The organism is Mycolicibacterium baixiangningiae (genome assembly GCF_016313185.1).
GTDB classification, from domain to species: domain Bacteria; phylum Actinomycetota; class Actinomycetes; order Mycobacteriales; family Mycobacteriaceae; genus Mycobacterium; species Mycobacterium baixiangningiae.
In genome coordinates, this window is the sequence record NZ_CP066218.1 from 1,753,851 (window position 1) to 1,774,347 (window position 20,497).

The window sequence follows — 20,497 nt, forward strand, 5'->3', positions numbered from 1 at the left end:
CGCGATGGTACGCGCCCGGCCCGACCGCCGAAGCTCACCACTGGGTGATACCGGCCGGTGAGATCGTGGGGTCCGATACTGTGACGTCGTGGCTGAGATGGTGCGTACCCCGCAAGTCGTCATCGATGACGCAGAGATCTTCGCCGCCCACGAGGGCGGCAAATTGTCGGTGGAACTCAAGGCGCCGCTGGACACTCAGCGGGCCCTGTCGATCGCCTACACGCCGGGTGTCGCGCAGGTCAGCCGCGCCATCGCGAAGGACCCCTCGTTGGCCGCGAAATACACGTGGGCCAACCGGCTGGTGGCGGTGGTCAGCGATGGCAGCGCCGTCCTCGGCCTCGGTGACATCGGTGCGGCCGCCTCGCTGCCGGTGATGGAAGGCAAGAGCGCACTGTTCAAGACGTTCGGCGGCCTCGACTCCATCCCGATCGTGCTCGACACCAACGATCCCGACGAGATCGTCGAGACGCTGGTGCGGTTGCGGCCGACGTTCGGCGCGGTGAACCTCGAGGACATCTCGGCCCCGCGCTGCTTCGAGATCGAACGCCGCGTCATCGAAGCGCTCGACTGTCCGGTCATGCACGACGACCAGCACGGCACCGCGATCGTCGTGCTCGCCGCCCTGATGGGTGCGGCCAAGGTCCTCGACCGGGATATGGCCGCGTTGCGGGTGGTGATCTCCGGGGCCGGTGCCGCCGGCGTCGCATGCGCCAACATCCTGCTCGCGGCCGGCATCCCCGACGTCACCGTGCTGGACAGCAAGGGCATCGTGCACACCGGACGCGACGACCTCAACCCGTTCAAAGCCGAACTCGCCGAGCGCACCAACCCGGCGGGACGCACCGGCGGGGTCGCCGAGGCGCTCGACGGCGCCGACATGTTCCTCGGCCTGTCGGCCGGTGTCGTCCCCGAGGCGGCGGTCGCGACGATGGCGCCGGGCGGCATCGTGTTCGCGCTGTCCAATCCCGACCCCGAGATCCACCCGGACGCCGCGCGCAAGTACGCCACCGTCGTGGCGACCGGCCGCAGCGACTTCCCGAACCAGATCAACAACGTGCTGGCGTTTCCCGGCGTGTTCCGCGGCGCACTGGACGCCGGGGCGCGGCGGATCACCGAGCGGATGAAGGTGGCCGCGGCCGAGGCGATCTTCTCGGTGGTCGGCGACGATCTTGCCGTCGACCACATCGTGCCCAGTGCGCTCGATCCGCGGGTGGCTCCAGCGGTGGCCGCGGCGGTCGGCACCGCCTCGCAAGCCGCCCCCGAACTCGGCTGAGCCGCCGGATGGTCGTGCGCCGTCTTCTGGCCGCACTGTGCGCGGTGTTGGTGACCGCGTGCGGGGGACCGCAGGGCGGGCCGTCGCTGACGATCGGGTCCGCCGAGGACGACGTGTCGCTGATCACCGCGCATCTCTACGCCGCCGCGCTGCGCTACTACGGCACCGCCACCCGGGTCGAGTCGGCCGCCGACCCGCTGACCGCGCTCGACGCCGGTGACGTCGCGGTGGTGCCGGGCCTGACCGGACGGCTGCTGGCGCGCTTCCAGCCCGATGCGACCGCCCGCGCCGACGAACAGGTCTACCGGGATATGGTCTCGGCGCTACCCGAGGGGATCGCCGCCGGTGACTACACCACTGCGGCCGAGGACAAACCGGCCCTCGCGGTGACCGAGTCGACCGTCGCCGATATGGGCGGGCAGGACCTCTCGGCGCTGGTACGGCGGTGCGGCGACATCAGGCCGGGCAGGGTCCGTGCCCTGCGCACACCGGCGGTGATCGGTACCTGCCGGCTGCGAGCCCCGCGCGAATCCCCGGACACCGCAACCCTGTTCGCCGCGGTGCAGGCCGGCGCGGTGAACGCCGCGTGGACCACGACCGCGGCGCCGGGCATCCCGCCGGAACTGGTGGTGCTCGCCGACCGCACGTCACTGGTGCGAGCGGAGAACGTGGTGCCGCTGTACCGGCGCAACACCCTCGAGGAATCGCAGATCCTCGCGCTCAACGAGGTCGCCGGGGTACTCGACACCGCCGCGCTGGCGCAGATGCGCGCCCGGGTCGCCGACGGTGCGGACCCGGCCGCGGTGGCCGGCGAATGGCTGGCCAACCATCCGCTGCGCGACTGACGGTCAGTGCGGCCTGGGCAGCATCTTCGACGTCACCCTGGGGAACAGCCGCTGGTAGTGCGGCCCGACCACCCGGATGATCGCGTCGAGCACCTTGGCGTCGTTACCGATCAGCACGCGGGCTTTGTTCTTGCGGACCCCGTCGAGGATCACCTGCGCCGCCGTCTCAGGGGAGGTGTTGGCGAGCTTCTTGTCGAAGAGCTTGGCCAGTTGCTCCGGGTCGAGGCCCTCGACGGCGGTGGCGTTGCGCGCGATCGCGGTTTTGATGCCGCCGGGGTGCACGGTGGTCACCTTGACCGGGTGACCTGCCGCCGTCATCTCCTGATTCAGCGCCTCGGTGAACCCGCGCACCGCGAACTTGGCGGCGTTGTAGGCGCCCTGGCCGGGCACCGAGAACAGACCGAAGACGCTGGAGACGTTGACGACGTGCCCGTCGCCGGAGGCGATCAGATGGGGCAGGAATGCCTTCGTCCCGTTCACCACACCCCAGAAGTCGACGTCCATCACCCGCTCGATGTCCTTGAACTGGCTGACCTCGATGTCACCGGTGAACGCGATGCCGGCGTTGTTGTAGATCTGGTTGACCTTGCCGAAGTGGTCCTTGACCTCGTCGGCGTAGAGCAGGAACGCCTCGCGCTCGGTGACGTCGAGGCGGTCGGACTTCACCGCCCCGCCGATCGCCTTGATGCGCTCCTCGGTCTCGGCCAGCCCTTCGGTGTTGACGTCGCTGATCGCCACGCCGGCCCCGGAGCGGGCCAACTCGATAGCCAGTGCCTGCCCGATACCCGATCCGGCGCCGGTCACCACGGCGACCTTTCCGGCGAAGCCCTGCATACCCACTCCTCGTGTCAGTTGACTCGCGTCGAGGCTAGTCGGTACTCGCGGTACCGGTGCAGCGGGGTAACGGTGGGCGGCCGCGCCGCGATGGTCCTGTCATGAAGCTCTTTCACCGCGCGGCCGTCGCGTCGCTCGCCGTGTCCGGGATGATCGGGACCGCCATGTCGCTGGGCGCGGGGTCGGCCGGAGCCGATACGGCCACCGACATGTTCCTGTCCGCGCTGGCCGGTTCGGGCGTCGCCGGCGTCGATCAGGCCACCGCGGTCCGTGTCGGCCAGTCGGTGTGCCCGATGCTGGCCGAGCCCGGCCAGAACGTCGCGAACGTGGCGTCCGACGTCTCCGGCATGATCGGCCGCCCGTTGGGCCCGGCCACCATGTTCACCGGCCTGGCGATCCAGATCTTCTGCCCGGGCGCGGTCGCGGCGCTCGCCTACGGCAAGTCGCCGCTCCCGCTCCCGGGTCTGTAGATCTGAGGGTTACGGGGCGAACGCCTCGTCGAGGATCTCCTGCTGCTCGACGGCGTGCACCTTCGACGAACCCGATGACGGCGCCGACATCGCCCGCCGCGAGATCCGCGTGATGCCCTTGAAGTAGTCCGGGAGCATTTCGGGCAGCGTCAGCCCGAACGTCGGCCACGCACCCTGGTTCGCCGGCTCCTCCTGCACCCAGAACTTCTCCTCGACGTTCGGATACCTGTCCAGCGTCTCGGCCAGCCGCCGCTTCGGCAGCGGCGCGAGCTGCTCGATCCGCACGATCGCCACGTCGTCGCGGCCCTCCTTGTTCTTGCGGGCCACCAGCTCGTAATAGATCTTGCCGCTGGTCAGCAGGACCCGCTTGACCTTGTCGCGGTCACCGTCACCGTCGGTGTAGGTCGGCTCCTCGAGCACCGAGCGGAACTTGTGCTCGGTGAAGTCGCGGATGTCGCTGACCGCCGCCTTGTTGCGCAGCATCGACTTCGGTGTGAAGACGATCAGCGGCCGCTGGATCCCGTCGAGGCTGTGCCGGCGCAGCAGGTGGAAGTAGTTCGCCGGTGTCGACGGCATCGAGATCGTCATCGACCCCTCGGCCCACAGCTGCAGGAATCGCTCGATGCGGCCTGACGTGTGGTCGGGACCCTGGCCCTCGTGGCCGTGCGGCAGCAGCAGCACGACATCGGAGAGCTGACCCCACTTCGCCTCACCGGAGCTGATGAACTCGTCGATGATCGGCTGGGCACCGTTGATGAAGTCGCCGAACTGTGCCTCCCACAGCACCATCGCGTCGGGGTTGCCGACCGAGTAGCCGTATTCGAAGCCCACCGCGGCGAACTCCGACAGCGGCGAGTCGTACACCAGGAATTTGCCGCCGGTCGGGTTCCCGTCGGAGTCGGTCGCCAGCATCTGCAGCGGCGTGAACTCCTGACCGGTCTTGCGGTCGATCACCACCGAATGCCGCTGGGTGAACGTGCCGCGGCGGGTGTCCTGGCCGGAGAGCCGGACCAGCTTGCCCTCGGCGACCATCGTGCCCAGGGCCAGGAGTTCGGCGAACGCCCAGTCGACCTTGCCCTCGTAAGCCATCTCGCGGCGCTTCTCGAGCACCGGCTTGACCCGGGGGTGCACGGTGAAACCGTCCGGCACATTGAGGAACGCGTCACCGATGCGGGCCAGCAGCGATTTGTCCACCGCGGTGGCGAGTTTGGCCGGGATCTGCTGGTCGGACTCCACCGACTCGCTGGGTGCGATGTCGTGCTTTTCGAGGTCGCGGACCTCGTTGAACACCCGCTCCAGCTGGCCCTGGTAGTCGCGCAGCGCGTCCTCGGCCTCTTTCATGGAGATGTCGCCGCGGCCGATCAGCGCCTCGGTGTAGCTCTTGCGGACCCCGCGCTTGGTGTCGATCACGTCGTACATCGACGGCTGGGTCATCGACGGGTCGTCGCCCTCGTTGTGCCCGCGGCGGCGGTAGCACAGCATGTCGATGACGACGTCCTTCTTGAACTTCTGCCGGAAGTCGACGGCCAGCTTGGCCACCCACACCGCGGCCTCGGGATCGTCGCCGTTGACGTGGAAGATCGGCGCGCCGATCATCTTCGCCACGTCGGTGCAGTACTCCGACGACTTGGCCGCCGACGGCGAGGTGGTGAAACCGATCTGGTTGTTGACGATGAGGTGGATCGTCCCGCCGGTGCGGTAGCCCCGCAGCAGCGCCATGTTCAGCACCTCGGCCACCACACCCTGCCCGGCGAATGCGGCGTCGCCGTGCAGCATCAACGGCACGACGGAGTACCCGTCCTCGGTGTCGCCCTTGTCGAGCAGGTCCTGCTTGGCGCGCACCAGGCCTTCCATCACCGGGTCGACGGCCTCGAGGTGGCTCGGGTTGGCGGTCAGCGACACCGTGATGTCGTTGTCGCCGAACATCTGCAGGTACGTGCCGCTGGAACCGAGGTGGTACTTCACGTCGCCGGAGCCGTGGGCTTGGCTCGGGTTGAGGTTGCCCTCGAACTCGCTGAAGATCTGGCTGTAGGGCTTGCCGACGATGTTGGCCAGCACGTTGAGCCGGCCGCGGTGCGGCATACCGACGACGACCTCGTCGAGCGCATGCTCGGCGCACTGGTCGATCACGGCGTCCATCATCGGAATGACGGTCTCCGCGCCTTCCAGTGAGAACCGTTTCTGCCCAACGTATTTGGTCTGCAGGAAGGTTTCGAAGGCTTCAGCGGCGTTGAGCCGGCTCAGGATGTACTTCTGCTGCGCGACGGTGGGCTTCTCGTGTCTGGCCTCGATGCGCTCCTGGAGCCACTGCTGCTGCTCGGGCTCGAGGATGTGGGTGTACTCCACCCCGATGTGGCGGCAGTAGGCATCCCGCAGCACGGCGAGCACGTCGCGCAGCTTCTTGCGCTCCGCACCGGCGAACCCGTTGACCTTGAACTCGCGGTCGAGGTCCCACAGCGTCAGCCCATGGGTGAGCACGTCGAGGTCGGGGTGGCTGCGGAACCGATTGCTGTCCAGGCGCAGTGGGTCGATGTCGGCCATCAGGTGCCCGCGGTTGCGGTACGCCGCGATCAGCTCGATGACGCGGGCGTTCTTGTCCTCGATCGGGTCGGGGTTGTCGGTGCGCCAGCGCACCGGCTCGTAGGGGATGCCCAGTTCGCGGAAGATCTCGTCGAAGAAGTCGTCCGACAGCAGCAGCTGGTGCACGGTCCGCAGGAAGTCGCCGGACTCCGCGCCCTGGATGATGCGGTGGTCGTAGGTGGACGTCAGCGTGATCAGCTTGCCGATGCCGAGGTCGGAGATGCGCTCCTCGCTGGCGCCCTGGAATTCGGCCGGGTACTCCATCGCGCCGACACCGATGATCGCGCCCTGGCCGCGCATCAACCGCGGCACCGAGTGCACTGTTCCGATGGTGCCGGGGTTGGTCAGCGAGATCGTCACGCCGGCGAAGTCCTCGGCGGTGAGCTTGCCGTCGCGGGCGCGCCGCACGATGTCCTCGTAGGCTGCGATGAACTGCCCGAACTGCAGGGTGTCGCACTTCTTGATGGCCGCCACCACGAGCTGGCGGTTGCCGTCCTTGCCGGCCAGGTCGATGGCCAGGCCGAGATTGGTGTGGGCCGGGGTCACCGCGTTCGGCTTACCGTCCACCTCGGCGAAGTGGCGGTTCATGTTCGGGAACTTCTTGACCGCCGAGACGATCGCGTACCCGATCAGGTGGGTGAAGCTGATCTTGCCGCCGCGGGTGCGCTTGAGGTGGTTGTTGATGACGATGCGGTTGTCGATCATCAGCTTGGCGGGGATTGCCCGCACGCTGGTGGCGGTCGGCACGTCGAGGGAGGCCGACATGTTCTTCGCGACCGCGGCGGCCGCGCCGCGCAGCACCTGATTCTGGTCACTGTCGTCGGAGGACTGGGCCGCAGCGGGCTTGGACTCCTTGGGGGCCGGCTTCGACTCCTTGGCGGGAGCGTTCGCGGTGCCGTTACTCGACGACTTGTCCGACTTCGTCTCGGCCGGCATCTTCGGAGCAGGCTCCTTGGCGGGGGCCTCCTTGGCGGCAGGTTCCTTGGCCGCAGGCTTGGTGTCCTGCGCCTTGGGTGCCGGGGCGGGTGCGGGTTCCGGCGGTGCCTTGGGCGCGGCGGTGGCGGTACTGCCGCGCGCCTGCCGCCCATTTCCGCTCGTGCCGGAGTCGGCGGTGGGTTCCGGGTTGTAGTCGACGAGGAACTCGTGCCAACTGGGGTCTACCGACGAGGGATCCTCGCGAAACTTGCGATACATCTCCTCGACCAACCACTCGTTCTGGCCGAATGGTGAAGGTGAACTGCTCACGGCAGCTACTCGCCTCGTTTCCGTCGCCTCAGGCGAGCATGGCAAGGTGCTCGCCGCTCATGTTCTGTTCTGCGGTTACCCGCTTTCGCGCCGCCTAAAGGCTAGCGCTCCGGCCATCACCCGACCACGGCAATGCCGCCTTGTGCGGGTTCTGGTCGTAGTGGTCACGGATTCGGGTGCGCCGACGGCAGCACATGCAGTGTCGCCGGCCACCGTGAGGGCGCCGGACCGAACGCCGAATGGGCGTTCTCGATGATGCGCTTGCCCATCATCCGGTTACCGAATCCGCCGACGACGGCACCGATGCCGACCGGCAGCACTTTGCCGAATGCCAGCGCCCCGCGCTTGAGCGTATAGCGCTTGACGAAGTACTTCAGCAGCCGCGAGTTGAGCTGCGACACCGCGGGCAACGGCAGCGTCGCCGCCCCCTCGGTGACCCACGCCCCGCTGGTGCGGCCCGGGCCGATCAGGTCGGCGACCGCCCGCTTACCGTCCTCCCCGACGAGCACCGAGAGCACCAGCGCCCGGCGCCGCTCCCGCTCGCGGGCCGGGATGCCGTACACCTCGGCCACGGCGAGCACGAACAGCGACGTCGCCTCCAGGAACACCACCGTCTCGCCGGCCACCGCCGACATCGCGGTCAGCGTGCCGATACCGGGCAGCGCGGCCGCGGAGCCCACCGCCGCGCCGCTGGCCGTGACCGCGGCCATGTACTGCTTCTCCAGCTTGGTGACGATCTGCGCCGGTGAGGCATTGCGGTCACCGGCACGCACGCGGTCCACATGGGCCTTCACCGCCGGCGCCTGCACACGGGAACTGCGTTCGATGATCTGCGACAGCACCTTGGCCGCCGCACTCGGTTTCTCGTCGCCGGTGTTGCCGGCAAGAGCCAGCTGTTTCTTGCGGTCCGATCGAGCGCTCATTTGCGAGGCCTCCCTTACCCGTGGCGCCTGACTTCCCAGGCTAACGCGACGTCAACGAACGGCGGCGGGTGCGGGTGCCCGGCTGTGACGGAGTCACCGATCCGCAGCCGTGACAGCGGTCACTGTCGGGACGCGGATGGAAGAAAACATCGATGCGACTCGCTGATCATTTCCATGGCAACATCCCCGCACGTGGACGACAGGCCTGCGCTCAGCCCAATCGTGACGGCGGCTCCGAGTCGACTGCGGATGATCGTGGTGCTCGGCGCACTCGTGGCACTCGGCCCGCTGACGATCGACATGTATCTGCCTGCGCTTCCGGGTATCGCCGACGAACTCGGGGTCTCTTCGTCGATCGCGCAGCTCACGCTCACCGGCACCCTGGCCGGGCTGGCGCTCGGTCAGCTGGTGGTGGGGCCGCTGTCGGATTCCCTGGGACGGCGCCGACCGCTGATGGCCGGGATCGTGCTGCACATGCTGGCGTCGATTCTGTGCATGTTCGCACCCGACATCGCGCTGCTGGGGCTGGCCCGCACCCTGCAGGGCATGGGCGCCGCTGCCGCCATGGTGGTGGCGATCGCCGTCGTGGGTGATCTGTTCTCCGGTACGGCCGCGGCGACAGTGATGTCGCGGTTGATGCTCATGCTGGGTGTCGCGCCGGTGCTGGCGCCGTCGCTGGGTGCGGTGGTCTTGCTGCACGCGTCGTGGCACTGGGTGTTCGCGGTGCTCGTGATCCTCGCCGGCGGGTTGCTCCTGATGGCGGCACTGGTGCTGCCCGAGACGCTGCCGGTCGCGCACCGCCGTCCGCTGCGGGTGCGTGGGATCGCGGCCACGTATGTGTCGCTGTTCCGCGATGTGCGGTTCGTGGTGCTCGTGGTCGTCGCGGCGCTGGGAATGTCCGGGCTGTTCGCCTATATCTCCGGTGCGGCGTTCGTGCTGCAGGGCGGCTACGGGCTGGATCAGCAGACCTTCGCCCTGGTGTTCGGCGCCGGCGCCGTGGCGCTGATCGCCACCACGCAGTTCAACGTCGTGCTGCTGCGTCGGTTCTCGCCACAACGGATCATGGTGTGGGCGCTGGCCGTGGCCTCGCTGGCCGGTGTCGTATTCGTCGGCCTGGCCGTCGCCGAGGTCGGTGGCCTGGTCGGGTTCCTGGTGCTGGTCTGGGTGATCCTGGCCGCGATGGGTCTGGTCCTGCCGAATGCGCCCGCGGTCGCGCTGTCGCGGCACAACGAGGCCGCCGGCACCGCGGCCGCGTTGCTCGGCGCGGCGCAATTCGGAATCGGCGCGGCGGTCGCGCCGCTGGTCGGCGTGCTCGGCAATGACGAGTTCGCGCTCGCGCTGGTCATGACCGCCGCCACCGTGGTGGCACTGGTCGCGCTGTTGGTGGCCCGGGTGCCGGAGGACCGCGCAGACGACGAGCTCGGGGACGAGGACATCGTCGAGGACACCGCGGGATCCGTAGCCGAACCCGCCTGAGATCTCAGCTACCTGTGGACTTGTTTCGCACGGGGCCGGGTACGTAGCGTCGGCTGGATCCTTTGGATAGGCGAGTCGACTCGATATGTTTCCCACGTCTGAATCACGACCGGTGACCGCTAACCCATGGCATGCGCTGTGGGCCATGATGGTCGGCTTCTTCATGATCCTGGTCGACGCGACCATCGTGGCCGTCGCCAACCCGGTCATCATGGAGAAACTGGGCGCCGACTACGACGCGGTGATCTGGGTGACCAGCGCCTACCTGCTGGCGTATGCGGTGCCGCTGCTCGTGGCGGGCCGACTGGGCGACCGCTTCGGCCCCAAGAACATGTATCTGCTCGGGCTGGCGGTCTTCACGGCGGCGTCGCTGTGGTGCGGGCTGGCCGGATCCATCGACACCCTGATCGCCGCGAGGGTGGTCCAGGGCGTCGGTGCAGCGCTGCTGACACCGCAGACCCTGTCGACGATCACGCGGATCTTCCCACCGGAACGCCGGGGCGTGGCCATGAGCATCTGGGGCGCGACGGCGGGGGTTGCCACGCTGGTGGGTCCGTTGGCCGGCGGTGTGCTGGTCGACCACCTCGGCTGGCAGTGGATCTTCTTCGTCAACGTGCCGGTCGGATTGGTGGGTCTCGTGCTGGCGTTCTGGCGGGTGCCGGCGTTGCCCACGGCGGCGCACCGGTTCGACCTGCTGGGGGTGCTGCTGTCGGGTGTCGGCATGTTCGCCGTGGTCTTCGGACTGCAGGAGGGGCACTCGCACAGCTGGCAGCCGTGGATCTGGGCGGTGATCGTGTCCGGTATCGCGCTGATGGTCGGCTTCGTGTACTGGCAGTCGGTCAATCCGCACGAGCCGCTGATTCCGCTGCGGATCTTCGAGGACCGGGACTTCTGGCTGTCGAGCTTCGGCGTTGCGGTCATCGGTTTCGTGGTGACGGGGATGATCGTGCCCGCGATGTTCTACGCGCAGGCGGTGTGCGGGCTGACCCCGACCGAGTCTGCGCTGCTGACGGCGCCGATGGCCATCGCGTCCGGGGTGCTGGCGCCGGTGGTCGGGCGCATCGTGGACCGCGCCCACCCGCGGCCGATCATCGGGTTCGGGTTCTCGGCGCTGGCGATCGCCCTGACTTGGTTGTCGATCGAGATGGCGCCGGATACGCCGATCTGGCGGCTTGTGCTGCCGTTCCTGGTGATGGGCATCGGCATGGCGTTCATCTGGTCGCCGCTGGCGGCGACGGCCACGCGCAACCTGGCGTCGGATCTCGCCGGCGCGGGTTCGGGTGTGTACAACGCGACGCGCCAGGTCGGCTCGGTGGTGGGCAGCGCGAGCATGGCGGCGTTCATGACGTCGCGGATCAGCGCGGAGCTGCCGTCGGGACCGGGGTCGGCGCCGGAGGGGGAGGGCGCGGTCTCGGGATTGCCCGGGTTCCTGCATGAGCCCTTTGCCGCGGCGATGTCGCAGTCGCTGTTGCTGCCGGCGTTCGTGGCGCTGATCGGGGTGGTGGCGGCCATCTTCCTTCGCGGTTTCGGGGAGCCTGTTGCGGCCCCGGCCGCCCCGGTGGTGCGGGCCGTGCCGGAGGACGACGGCTATGACGACGACGAGTACCTCGAGTACGCGGTCAGCTGGGACGACCTCGAGTTCGCCGAATCCGCTCCGTCGCATGCGGACGTCAGAGGCGACGAGAGCGTCACCCAGCCGCTGATCTCCCATGTCCGACGGCAGGACGCGCGCCGGGAGCCGGCTCCCGGCGAGGACCCGTGGCGTCGCATCCTCGAGGAACTGCTGCCCGAGGTGCCGGACCGGCCAACCGTCGAGCGGATCGGGTTCGCACACAACGGTTTTCACGTTGAAGCGGTGGAGCCGTCCACGAACGGGAGGCGTCGCCGCTACCGCGAGGACGGCGACGATGTGCCGGACTGGCTCCTCCGTGAGGGCGGCCCACCCTCCGGCCGTCATTCCCGAGGGGATTGACTCGCCCGTTTCGGCGCTGACTGACCGGTCGTTTCAGAACGGTGGGGGTTTGGTGCGTTCGGCGACGAAGGCGTCGTTGAGGCGGCGTTCGAGTTCGATGCGGTAGGCGCGGTCTTTGGCGCGGCTGCGGCGGCGTTTGGGCATCTTGACGCCGCTGTTGGGTGTCGGCGCCTTGGTGATCTTCGGGATCGGCGCGGTCGGGGCGCACAGGGTGGGGAACAGCAGTGCGCTACCGGGTTGGGTGATGTGTGTCTGCCCGTTGGGTGATGTCCAGATGACGGTGCCGTCGGGGAGTTGTTCGTCGTGCCAACCACCGATGCCGGCCCAGAAAGTCTTGAGCAAGTGGTGTTTTCGGCATAGGCATTTGAGATTGGATGCGCATGTCGGACCTGCCGGGTAGGGCACGGTGTGGTCGATGTCGGTGAGGTAGGCGGGTTTGTCGCAGCCGGGAAATCGGCAGGTCAGATCGCGGCAGCGCACGAAATCTTGCAGCGCTGTGGAGGGGACGTAGCGGGGTTCGGGGGGAGCGTCGCCGGGATGGGTGAGTTGGCGGAGCTTCGCGCGGTCGAGGAACGCGGGCAGGATCACCGGGCTGAGCACGCCGCCGCCGATGACGAACGCCGGTGCGGGAGTGGGCGACGGCTTTGGTGTGGGCGCAGGCTCGAGGTCGACCGGCTTGCACTCGGCCGAGAAGTCCTGTTGCGGCTCATTGCCGGTCGGCTCGTCTTCGCGCACACCGTTCCCCGGCTCCACAGGGTCCGACTCTGGGGAGGTTTCCGATGCGGACTCCAGGGGCCCGTGATCAGTGCGCTCTTGCTCCCGCGCAGCGTTATCCGGCTCGACAGGTGCGGGTTCTGTCTCAGTGCCATCCGACACGGCGGCGGGCTGGTCGCCATTGTCTTCTTGTGCAGCGTTGTGGTGCTTGGCGGCGGCGAGGGCTTCTTCGGTGGTGATGAGGTGGATGACGACGGTGGGGGTGGGGCGGTCGGGGGTGGTGGCGGGGCAGTCGGGGTTGTCGCATTCGCAGCGCAGCGGCTGTCCGGTGGACAGGGCGGCGAAGGCGTCGTTGCGGCGTTCTTTGAGGGTGCGGGGGTCATCGGGGCATACGGTGCGGGCCAGGTCTTCGACGTGTTGTTCAAGGGCGACACCGTCGGGGCTGTACACGCGGGCGTAGACGGTCATCATCCCGGCAGCATCGGTGATGGTGCCGAACTGCAGGTCGCGGGTGTGGGTGGCGGGTTCGCGGCGGCGCAGGGCGGCGGGGTCGTGGATTTCGACCAGGGCGTCGATGGCTTCTTCGGTCTTGGCCTGCGATTTGGGTCCCCAGCAGAGGACTTGCTCGGCCAGGGCGGCATCCACGGCGGCCATCGCGTCGGGGTCGGTGATCAGGTAGGTGCGGTAGACGATCGTGCGGATCACCAGGTCGCTGATCAGGCCGGCTTCAAAGAGTGCGGCGACGTTGGGGAAGCGGTTGGCGAGCAGGACCCCGCGGTGGGTTTGGGCCGAGGCGAGCCGGTCGGTGATGTGGTGGGCGGCGGCCAGTTCACTCAAGACGGAGGTTTCGGGGTCGATGAACCAGTTCTCCCGCTCTTCGGCGTCCTCGATGCCGGTGCGGCGGCGGAACACTTCGGCCATCGCGGCGAGTTTGCGTGCGGCGGCGGCGGATTCGACGCGTCCCCACCCGGCAGAGGCCGCCACCAACTCCGCGTCACTCAACGCGGAGAAGGCCCCGATCTCGGGTAACGAACCATCGAACATACTGGCGATTCTAGCGACGGGGTCTGACACGCCTCGAGGCGAAAACCCAAAGCCTGTGGACGAATTCGCCGCTGTGGAGAATCCCGCCCCTACGTCGTCAATGACAGGAACGCACCGAGTTCGACGAGGCCCTTAGGCGTCGACGGCAGGTATTCGGTGAGCGCGTCGGACCGTACGATCACGGCCGCATACTTGGCCCGGCTGATCGCCACGTTGAGCCGATTTCGGTTGAGCAGGAACGAGATTCCGCGCGGCACGTCGTCGATGGACGAGGCGACCATCGAGATGAACACCACCGGCGCCTGCTGCCCCTGGAACTTGTCGACGGTACCGACCCGCACACCACTGAGCCCCGCGCTGTCGAGCCGTTGACGCAAAAGCACCACCTGCGCGTTGTACGGCGTCACCACCATCACGTCCTCTTCGGCGAGCGGTCGTGTGCCGTCTTCGTCGGTCCATGCCGAACCGAGCAACCGGAGGGTCCCGGCGACGATCGCGTCGGCCTCCTCGGGGCTCTCCGTGGCGTTGCCGTCGTGCGGGACCGTCACCTCGTGCACACCGGGGGAGCAGCCCTCGAGCGTGCGCGCCGCGGTCACGGCGTCGAACGATTGCAGCCGACCGTCATACGACAACCGCGACACCGCCGCGCACACCGCCGGGTGCATCCGGTAGGACACGTCGAGGAAGTAGCCCCGCTCGGCGGGCAGCGTGTGTGCACCGTCGACCAGCCAGCCGAGCGCGGACGTGTCGACCGGTTCGGGATGGGTCCCCTGGCTGACCTGCGGCAGCTGTTGGGGGTCGCCGAGCAGCAGGAGGTTCGCGGCGGCCGGCGCGACGGCGATCGTGTTGGCCAGGCAGAACTGGCCGGCCTCCTCGATCACGAGCAGGTCGAGGCAGCCGCGCGGAACCCTGTTGCCGTTCGCGAAATCCCATGCGGTGCCGCCGATCACGCAACCGTCGTTCTCCGTGACGAAACCCGGGAACTGCGCCTCGTCGAGCACCGTCCAGCACGCGTCGCCGGCGTGCCCGCGCTTCTTGGCCACCCGCGCCGCGTCCACCCCCGCGGCGATGACCCCGCGAAACAGGTTCTCCACCACCGCGTGTGACTGAGCGACCACCCCGATACGCCAGCGGTGCGTGTTGACCAGCGTGGCGATGATCGCCGCCGCGGTGAAGGTCTTGCCCGTCCCCGGCGGGCCGTGCACCGCCAGATACGACGCGTCGAGGTCGAGCAGGGCGGCGGTGATCACCTCCGGCGTGTCCGGCCCGGCGGGCAGCGGTGCGCCGCTGCGCGTGCGCGGCGGACGGCGCAACAGGATGTCGGTGACCGCCGTGGCGGGCAGCCGCGGCAGCGTGTCGACGAGCTCGGTGGCGGTCGACTCGATGGAATCCCGCAGGGCCGTCGTGCGGATCGGTGGACCCGGTGTCAGCGCGAAGGGGAGCTGGTGAAACTCCTCCCCGTCGCGGGGCGTCCGCTCGACGATGACCACCTCGCTGGGCGCGTCGGCATCGTCGCACTCGACGACGGTGGCGGAACCCGCCGCCCGGCGGTCCGGATCGTCGCTGAGTCCGGCCGGGGCCGGCGGCTCGTAGAGGGCGTACATCTCCCGGCCGAGCCCGCCCGCGGCCATCGCACCGGTCAACCGGACGCGGCGCTGCGGTTTACGGGCCCGCGGCGGCGTATGCCAATCCGTGTCGACCTGCGCGCCGTCCGCGTCGACGAGGAAGACCTCGGTGCTGTCGCCCCATTCGTCGACCGGATTGTTGAGCCGGTCGAAGTGTGACCACCAGAACGGCTTGTCCTCACGACGGTGGTAGCCGCGCGCGGCGGCGATCATCGCGACGGCGGACTGCTCGGGCGTGCGGCCGTCGAGTTCGTCGCCGGCGTAACGGCACAGCGCGCGGTCCAGCGCGTCCACCGGTTCGGCCGCGGCGCCGTCCCGGACGACCGGCTGCGGCCCCCGGGGCGGGACCTCGCAGTCGATGGCCCGGCAGACCAGCCAGTCGCGCAGTTTGCGCGTGGACGTGCAGTCGTAGCGGTTGTAGTCCTCGATGAACTTGAGGACGACGGCAGCTTCGTCATCACGGCCGGCGGCGCGCAGATCGCAGTACTCCGCGTACTGCGTGATGGACGCGGCGGCGGTGGTGACGTCGCCGGTGCGGAGTTGGCCACCCATGTAGAGCGGTTCGAGCGATTTGAGGCTGTAGTTCTCGGTGCCGATACGAAAACTCTTGCGCACCAACGGATAAAGATCGACCAGCACACCGCTGCGCAGCAGGTCGTCGACGGCCTCCTCGCCCACGCCGTAGCGCCCGGCCAGCCGCAGCAGCGCGGTCTTCTCGTAGGCGGCGTAGTGGTAGATGTGCATGTTGGGATGGCGTTTGCGCCGCTTGCGCACCATCGCCAGAAAGTCTTCGAGCGCCTGGCGTTCCTGCGGCCGGTCGTGCGCCCACAGCGGGTGGAAGCCGTCGGCGGTGTCGAGCACGCCGAACATGTACTCCAGACCCCACTCCTGGCCGTCGTCGGTCCACAGCGGGTCGCCCTCGAAATCGAAGAAGAGGTCACCCTTGTCGGGTTCGGGCAGCAGCATCAGCGGTTGCGGATCGGCGACCTCGTAGGGCGGTTTGCCGTCGACGCGCAGTGCGATCTGGAGCCGGGCCTGGGCGCTCAGTCCGTCGACCGTGCGTGCCGGCAATTCCGGGACAGGTCCGCGGTGCTCGGCGAGTTCGGCGACGGTGGTGATCCCGGCGTCGTGCATCCGGGCCCGCTGACTCACCCGCATCCCCGCCACGAGCAGCAGATCGTCCTGCGCGCGCACCTCGATGCTGCACTCCGGGCAGCGGAAACACGCGCGAACATCCGCGTCCTCCCACCGCACGGGCGCGCCGCCGGCGAGGTGGCCGTCGAGCAGCCGCTGCAGCGCCTCGCGCCGCGGCCGATACACCATAAGCAGTTCGTCGAGCGGGTAGCGGGCGGTCGCACCGTCGCCGAGCACGAGTTCGACCTCGTCGGCGACGGGGACCCCCGCCACGGTCAGCGCCTCGGCGTAGGCGGCTAGCTGCAGCAGCGCTTCGACCTTCACCGAGCGCGCGAGCTTGGTGTCGCGCAGGAGGTAGCGGTCGCCGGTCAGGATCAGGAAGTCGGCGAATCCGGCGAACCGGCCGTCGAACATCGCGGCCTGGTAGATGACCGGGGCGCGGCGGGCGACGGCGCGGGTGGTGGCCTCGGCGGCGGCGGTCAACCCGGCCACGGTGTAGGGCGGCCTGCCGATGACGGTCACGTTGTGGTCGCCCTCGGCCCTCAGCTCGTCGAGATGGCGCCGCTCGTGGTCGTCTCCGAGCACGGCGGTGCGGGCCAGCAGGTCGTCCTCGGCGGCCACCGGCGGACCCCACCCCAGCCGGGCGTCGAAGGAGCGCAGCAGCGCGTACTCGCAGCGGGCGGCCGCGGCGAGATCGGATGCGCTGTAGATGACCCTGCTGGATCCGGCGCTGGATGTGACGTCGTCGTGCGCCCCAATGGATTCGACGAACACGACAGCCACTGTAGGGCAGCGGTCCGACAGCTAGCCGGTGTTGCCGATCAGCTCGACGCCGTTGCCGTTCCAGCGGAACCGCACGATGCTGGCCAGCCCTTCGACCTCACCGGAGTAGCGCAGGGCGACGGTGTCGCCGGTGGTGCCTGCCGGGTCGAGGCCGTTGAAGCCGTAGGTGTCGGGCACCCCGGTGGGGATGAACTTGCCGAGATGAAACATGACCGCGCGGGTGTTGGGGTTGTCGGCGTTGGTGTTGGCGCGCACGATCACCGCCGACAGTTGCGCGCACTCGTTGTAGTTGCCCGCCACCGGTTCGGGGCTCCACGCCTGGTTGCTGCGCGGATCGCGCGGCAATTCGGAGACGGCCTTGGCGATCTCGGGGGCGCCGAGGTTGACCGCGCAGGGATCCGTCGGCCCGGAGGCGGGCGGTGGCGGCCCGACGGTCGGGGCGATGCTCGGCGTGGTGACCGCAGGCGGAGGCGCCGACGCCTCAGGGGTCTTGGACACCGTCGAGTCCCCGGAACCACAGGCGACGAGGGTCGACAATGCGGCCGCACCGACCGCGATCACGACCACCCGCTTCACAACAGCGCACCGTACCGGGATCGGATGTGAGGTTCGAACAGGCGCGCTGGGCGGAAGTCGCCCGATAGCGCATTAGACTGGGGCCGTTATGACGTCGCCTGAACCGGACTCCACCCGCGCCGAACCCACCTTCGCTGACCTGCAAATACACCCGGACGTGCTCCGGGCCGTGTCCGATGTCGGGTACGAGACCCCGTCGGCGATCCAGGCCGCCACCATCCCGGCGATGCTGGCCGGGTCCGATGTCGTGGGCCTCGCCCAGACCGGTACCGGTAAGACGGCGGCCTTCGCGATCCCGATCCTGTCGAAGATCGACACCAGCAGCCGGAAGACGCAGGCCCTGGTGCTGGCGCCCACCCGCGAACTGGCGCTGCAGGTGGCCGAGGCGTTCGGCCGCTACGGCGCCCACCTCAACGTGAACGTCCTGCCGGTCTACGGCGGCTCCTCCTACGGACCGCAGATGGCCGGCCTCAAACGCGGCGCGCAGGTCGTGGTCGGCACACCGGGCCGGGTGATCGACCATCTGGAGAAGGGCACCCTCGACCTGTCGCACCTCGATTACATGGTGCTCGACGAGGCCGACGAGATGCTGCAGATGGGTTTCGCCGAGGACGTCGAACGCATCCTGTCGGATACGCCGGAGTACAAGCAGGTCGCCCTGTTCTCCGCGACCATGCCGCCGGGAATCAAGAAGATCACCGCGAAGTACCTGCACGATCCGGTCGAGGTCACGGTCAAGTCGAAGACGCAGACCGCCGAGAACATCACGCAGCGCTACATCCAGGTGTCGTACCCGCGCAAGATGGACGCACTGACTCGGTTGCTCGAGGTCGAGCAGGGCGACGGGATGATCGTGTTCGTCCGCACCAAGCAGGCCACCGAGGAGGTCGCCGAGAAGCTGCGGGCCCGCGGATTCGCGGCCGCCGCCATCAACGGCGACATCCCGCAGGCGGTGCGTGAACGCACCATCGCGCAGCTCAAGGACGGCTCGATCGACATCCTGGTCGCCACCGACGTCGCCGCGCGCGGCCTGGACGTCGAGCGAATTTCGCACGTGGTGAACTTCGACATCCCGCACGATCCGGAGTCCTACGTGCACCGCATCGGGCGCACCGGCCGGGCCGGCCGCTCGGGCACCGCGCTGCTGTTCGTCACCCCGCGCGAACGGCACCTGCTCAACGCGATCGAACGGGTCACCCGGCAGAAGCTCGTCGAAAGTCAGCTGCCGTCGGTCGACGACGTCAACGCCCAGCGGGTGGAGAAGTTCCGCGACTCGATCGGCGAGGCGCTCAACGGGCCCGGCACGGACCTGTTCCGCCGCCTCATCGAGGACTACGAACGCGACCACAACGTACCGATCGCCGACATCGCCGCGGCGCTGGCAGTGCAGTCGCGCAACGGCGAGGCGTTCCTGATGACCGAACCGCCGCCGGAGAAGCGGCGGGAGCGGCCCGTGCGCGAGGACACCGGCCCGCGCAAGCCGCGCGACCGCACCCGGACGGACCTCGCCACCTACCGCATCGCGGTGGGCAAGCGGCACAAGGTGATGCCCGGTGCGATCGTGGGTGCGATCGCGAACGAGGGCGGCCTGAACCGCAGCGACTTCGGCCACATCTCGATCAAGCCGGAGTACTCGCTGGTCGAGCTGCCGGCCAACCTGCCGGATGACACCCTCAAGAAGCTCGAACGCACCCGTATTCAGGGCATGTTGATCAATCTGGAACCCGAACGCGGGCCCAAGGCGCGCTACAAGGGCAAGTGACCGCACCCCGGGGCGTGCAGCACTCCGTCTCGGACGGCTCAGCCCAGGGCGGGCTGGAGTCCGTCTCGACCGCGGAGCGCGTGGCATCGCTGACCGGGGTGCGCGCGGTCGCGGCGCTGCTGGTCGTGCTGACCCACGCCGCGTACACGACCGGGAAGTACGGCCAGGGGTTCGCCGGACTGGTGTACTCGCGCATGGAGATCGGGGTGCCGATCTTCTTCGTGCTGTCGGGTTTCCTGCTGTTCGGGCCGTGGGTGCGGGCGGCGGCCCGCGGTGGTCCGCCGCCGTCGGTGCGCCGCTATGCGTGGCATCGGGTGCGACGCATCATGCCGGCCTACATCGTGACCGTGCTGGCCGCCTATCTCGTCTACCACTTCCGCACCGCGGGCCCGAATCCCGGGCACACCTGGGAGGGGTTGTTCCGCAACCTCACGCTGACCCAGATCTACACCGACAGCTATCTGTACTCGTTCCTGCATCAGGGGTTGACGCAGATGTGGAGCCTCGCGGTGGAGGCGGCCTTCTACGTCGTGTTGCCGCTGATGGCCTACGTGCTGTTGGTGCTGCTGTGCCGGCGGGCGTGGCGGCCGGGTGTGCTGCTGGCCGGTCTGGCGGCGTTCGTCGCCGTGTCGCCGCTGTCGTTGTGGCTGGTGCACAGTGTCGACTGGCTGCCCGACGGCGCCCGACTCTGGCTGCCGACGTATCTGGCGTGGTTCGTCGGCGGCATGCTGCTGGCGGTGCTGCAGGCGATTGGGGTGCGCGTCTACGCGCTGGTGGCCATCCCGCTGGCGGTCGTCTGCTATCTGATCGCCTCCACACCGATCGCGGGAGAACCCACGACCTCGCCCGCCGCGTTGCGCGAGGCGCTGGTGAAAACCGGGTTCTACGCGGTGATCGCGACGCTGACGGTGGCGCCGCTGGCGCTGGGCGACCGGGGGTTCTACTCGCGGGTCATGGCGAGCAGGCCGATGGTCTTCCTCGGCGAGATCTCCTTCGAGATCTTCCTGATCCACCTGGTAACCATGGAATTGGTGATGGTGGAGATCCTCCGGTATCCCATCTACACGGGGTCCATGGTCGGGCTGTTCGTCGGCACGATGGTGGTGACGATCCCGCTGGCCTGGTTGCTGCACCGGTTCACCAGGGTGCGGAGCTGAACCCCTGCGCCGAAACTGCTGGGAGATCACGCATCCGCCGCAGAAGTTGCACTCCCCGCAGTCTCGGCGAACTGAATGGACCGG

13 protein-coding genes are annotated in these 20,497 nt (G+C 68.6%); 7 read left to right on the forward strand and 6 right to left on the reverse strand.

Features of this window, described 5'->3' with window-relative positions:
* The first annotated feature begins 97 nt into the window (after positions 1-97).
* Both I7X18_RS08280 and I7X18_RS08285 read left to right on the forward strand, forming a co-directional pair.
* Entirely contained in the window at positions 98-1,273 is a 1,176-nt protein-coding gene (locus tag I7X18_RS08280; RefSeq protein WP_193048318.1) for an NAD(P)-dependent malic enzyme, read from the forward strand.
* A gap of 8 nt (positions 1,274-1,281) precedes the next feature.
* Positions 1,282-2,118, forward strand: a complete 837-nt coding sequence (locus I7X18_RS08285; RefSeq protein ID WP_193048225.1) for a glycine betaine ABC transporter substrate-binding protein — start codon at positions 1,282-1,284, stop codon at positions 2,116-2,118.
* A gap of 3 nt (positions 2,119-2,121) precedes the next feature.
* On the opposite strand, the gene I7X18_RS08290 is transcribed toward I7X18_RS08285, so the two are convergent.
* Positions 2,122-2,952, reverse strand: coding sequence for an SDR family NAD(P)-dependent oxidoreductase (locus I7X18_RS08290; protein ID WP_193048226.1), 831 nt, complete (start codon positions 2,950-2,952; stop codon positions 2,122-2,124).
* A 101-nt stretch (positions 2,953-3,053) separates the two neighbouring features.
* Between I7X18_RS08290 and I7X18_RS08295 the strand changes: the two genes are divergently transcribed.
* Complete coding sequence (locus tag I7X18_RS08295) at positions 3,054-3,422, forward strand: DUF732 domain-containing protein (RefSeq protein WP_193048227.1); 369 nt, start codon at positions 3,054-3,056, stop codon at positions 3,420-3,422.
* A gap of 9 nt (positions 3,423-3,431) precedes the next feature.
* Here the strand turns inward: I7X18_RS08295 and I7X18_RS08300 are convergent, their stop codons facing one another.
* Positions 3,432-7,247 carry a multifunctional oxoglutarate decarboxylase/oxoglutarate dehydrogenase thiamine pyrophosphate-binding subunit/dihydrolipoyllysine-residue succinyltransferase subunit gene (locus I7X18_RS08300; RefSeq protein WP_193048228.1) on the reverse strand — a complete coding sequence of 1,272 codons (3,816 nt, stop codon included), beginning with the start codon at positions 7,245-7,247 and terminating at the stop codon, positions 3,432-3,434.
* A gap of 164 nt (positions 7,248-7,411) precedes the next feature.
* Positions 7,412-8,170, reverse strand: coding sequence for a hypothetical protein (locus tag I7X18_RS08305; RefSeq protein WP_193048229.1), 759 nt, complete (start codon positions 8,168-8,170; stop codon positions 7,412-7,414).
* 174 nt (positions 8,171-8,344) lie between these two features.
* Between I7X18_RS08305 and I7X18_RS08310 the strand changes: the two genes are divergently transcribed.
* Both I7X18_RS08310 and I7X18_RS08315 read left to right on the forward strand, forming a co-directional pair.
* Positions 8,345-9,646, forward strand: a complete 1,302-nt coding sequence (locus I7X18_RS08310; RefSeq protein WP_193048230.1) for a multidrug effflux MFS transporter — start codon at positions 8,345-8,347, stop codon at positions 9,644-9,646.
* 85 nt (positions 9,647-9,731) lie between these two features.
* Positions 9,732-11,618 (forward strand): MFS transporter, encoded by a 1,887-nt coding sequence (locus tag I7X18_RS08315; RefSeq protein WP_193048231.1) that lies wholly within the window; start codon positions 9,732-9,734, stop codon positions 11,616-11,618.
* Between the two features lie 33 nt (positions 11,619-11,651).
* On the opposite strand, the gene I7X18_RS08320 is transcribed toward I7X18_RS08315, so the two are convergent.
* The 3 genes from I7X18_RS08320 to I7X18_RS08330 all read right to left on the reverse strand — a co-directional run bounded on the left by I7X18_RS08320 (position 11,652) and on the right by I7X18_RS08330 (position 17,494).
* A complete protein-coding gene (locus I7X18_RS08320) occupies positions 11,652-13,376 on the reverse strand; it encodes an HNH endonuclease signature motif containing protein (RefSeq protein ID WP_198730538.1) in 1,725 nt (574 codons plus the stop codon).
* Between the two features lie 89 nt (positions 13,377-13,465).
* Positions 13,466-16,909: a TM0106 family RecB-like putative nuclease gene (locus I7X18_RS08325; RefSeq protein ID WP_193048233.1), complete on the reverse strand. Its 3,444-nt coding sequence runs from the start codon at positions 16,907-16,909 to the stop codon at positions 13,466-13,468.
* Between the two features lie 30 nt (positions 16,910-16,939).
* Positions 16,940-17,494 carry an LppP/LprE family lipoprotein gene (locus I7X18_RS08330; protein ID WP_232375436.1) on the reverse strand — a complete coding sequence of 185 codons (555 nt, stop codon included), beginning with the start codon at positions 17,492-17,494 and terminating at the stop codon, positions 16,940-16,942.
* 88 nt (positions 17,495-17,582) lie between these two features.
* Between I7X18_RS08330 and I7X18_RS08335 the strand changes: the two genes are divergently transcribed.
* Both I7X18_RS08335 and I7X18_RS08340 read left to right on the forward strand, forming a co-directional pair.
* Positions 17,583-19,256, forward strand: coding sequence for a DEAD/DEAH box helicase (locus tag I7X18_RS08335; RefSeq protein ID WP_193048234.1), 1,674 nt, complete (start codon positions 17,583-17,585; stop codon positions 19,254-19,256).
* Entirely contained in the window at positions 19,253-20,413 is a 1,161-nt protein-coding gene (locus I7X18_RS08340) for an acyltransferase family protein (protein WP_193048235.1), read from the forward strand. Before I7X18_RS08335 ends, I7X18_RS08340 begins: the two co-directional genes overlap by 4 nt.
* Positions 20,414-20,497 lie beyond the last annotated feature (84 nt).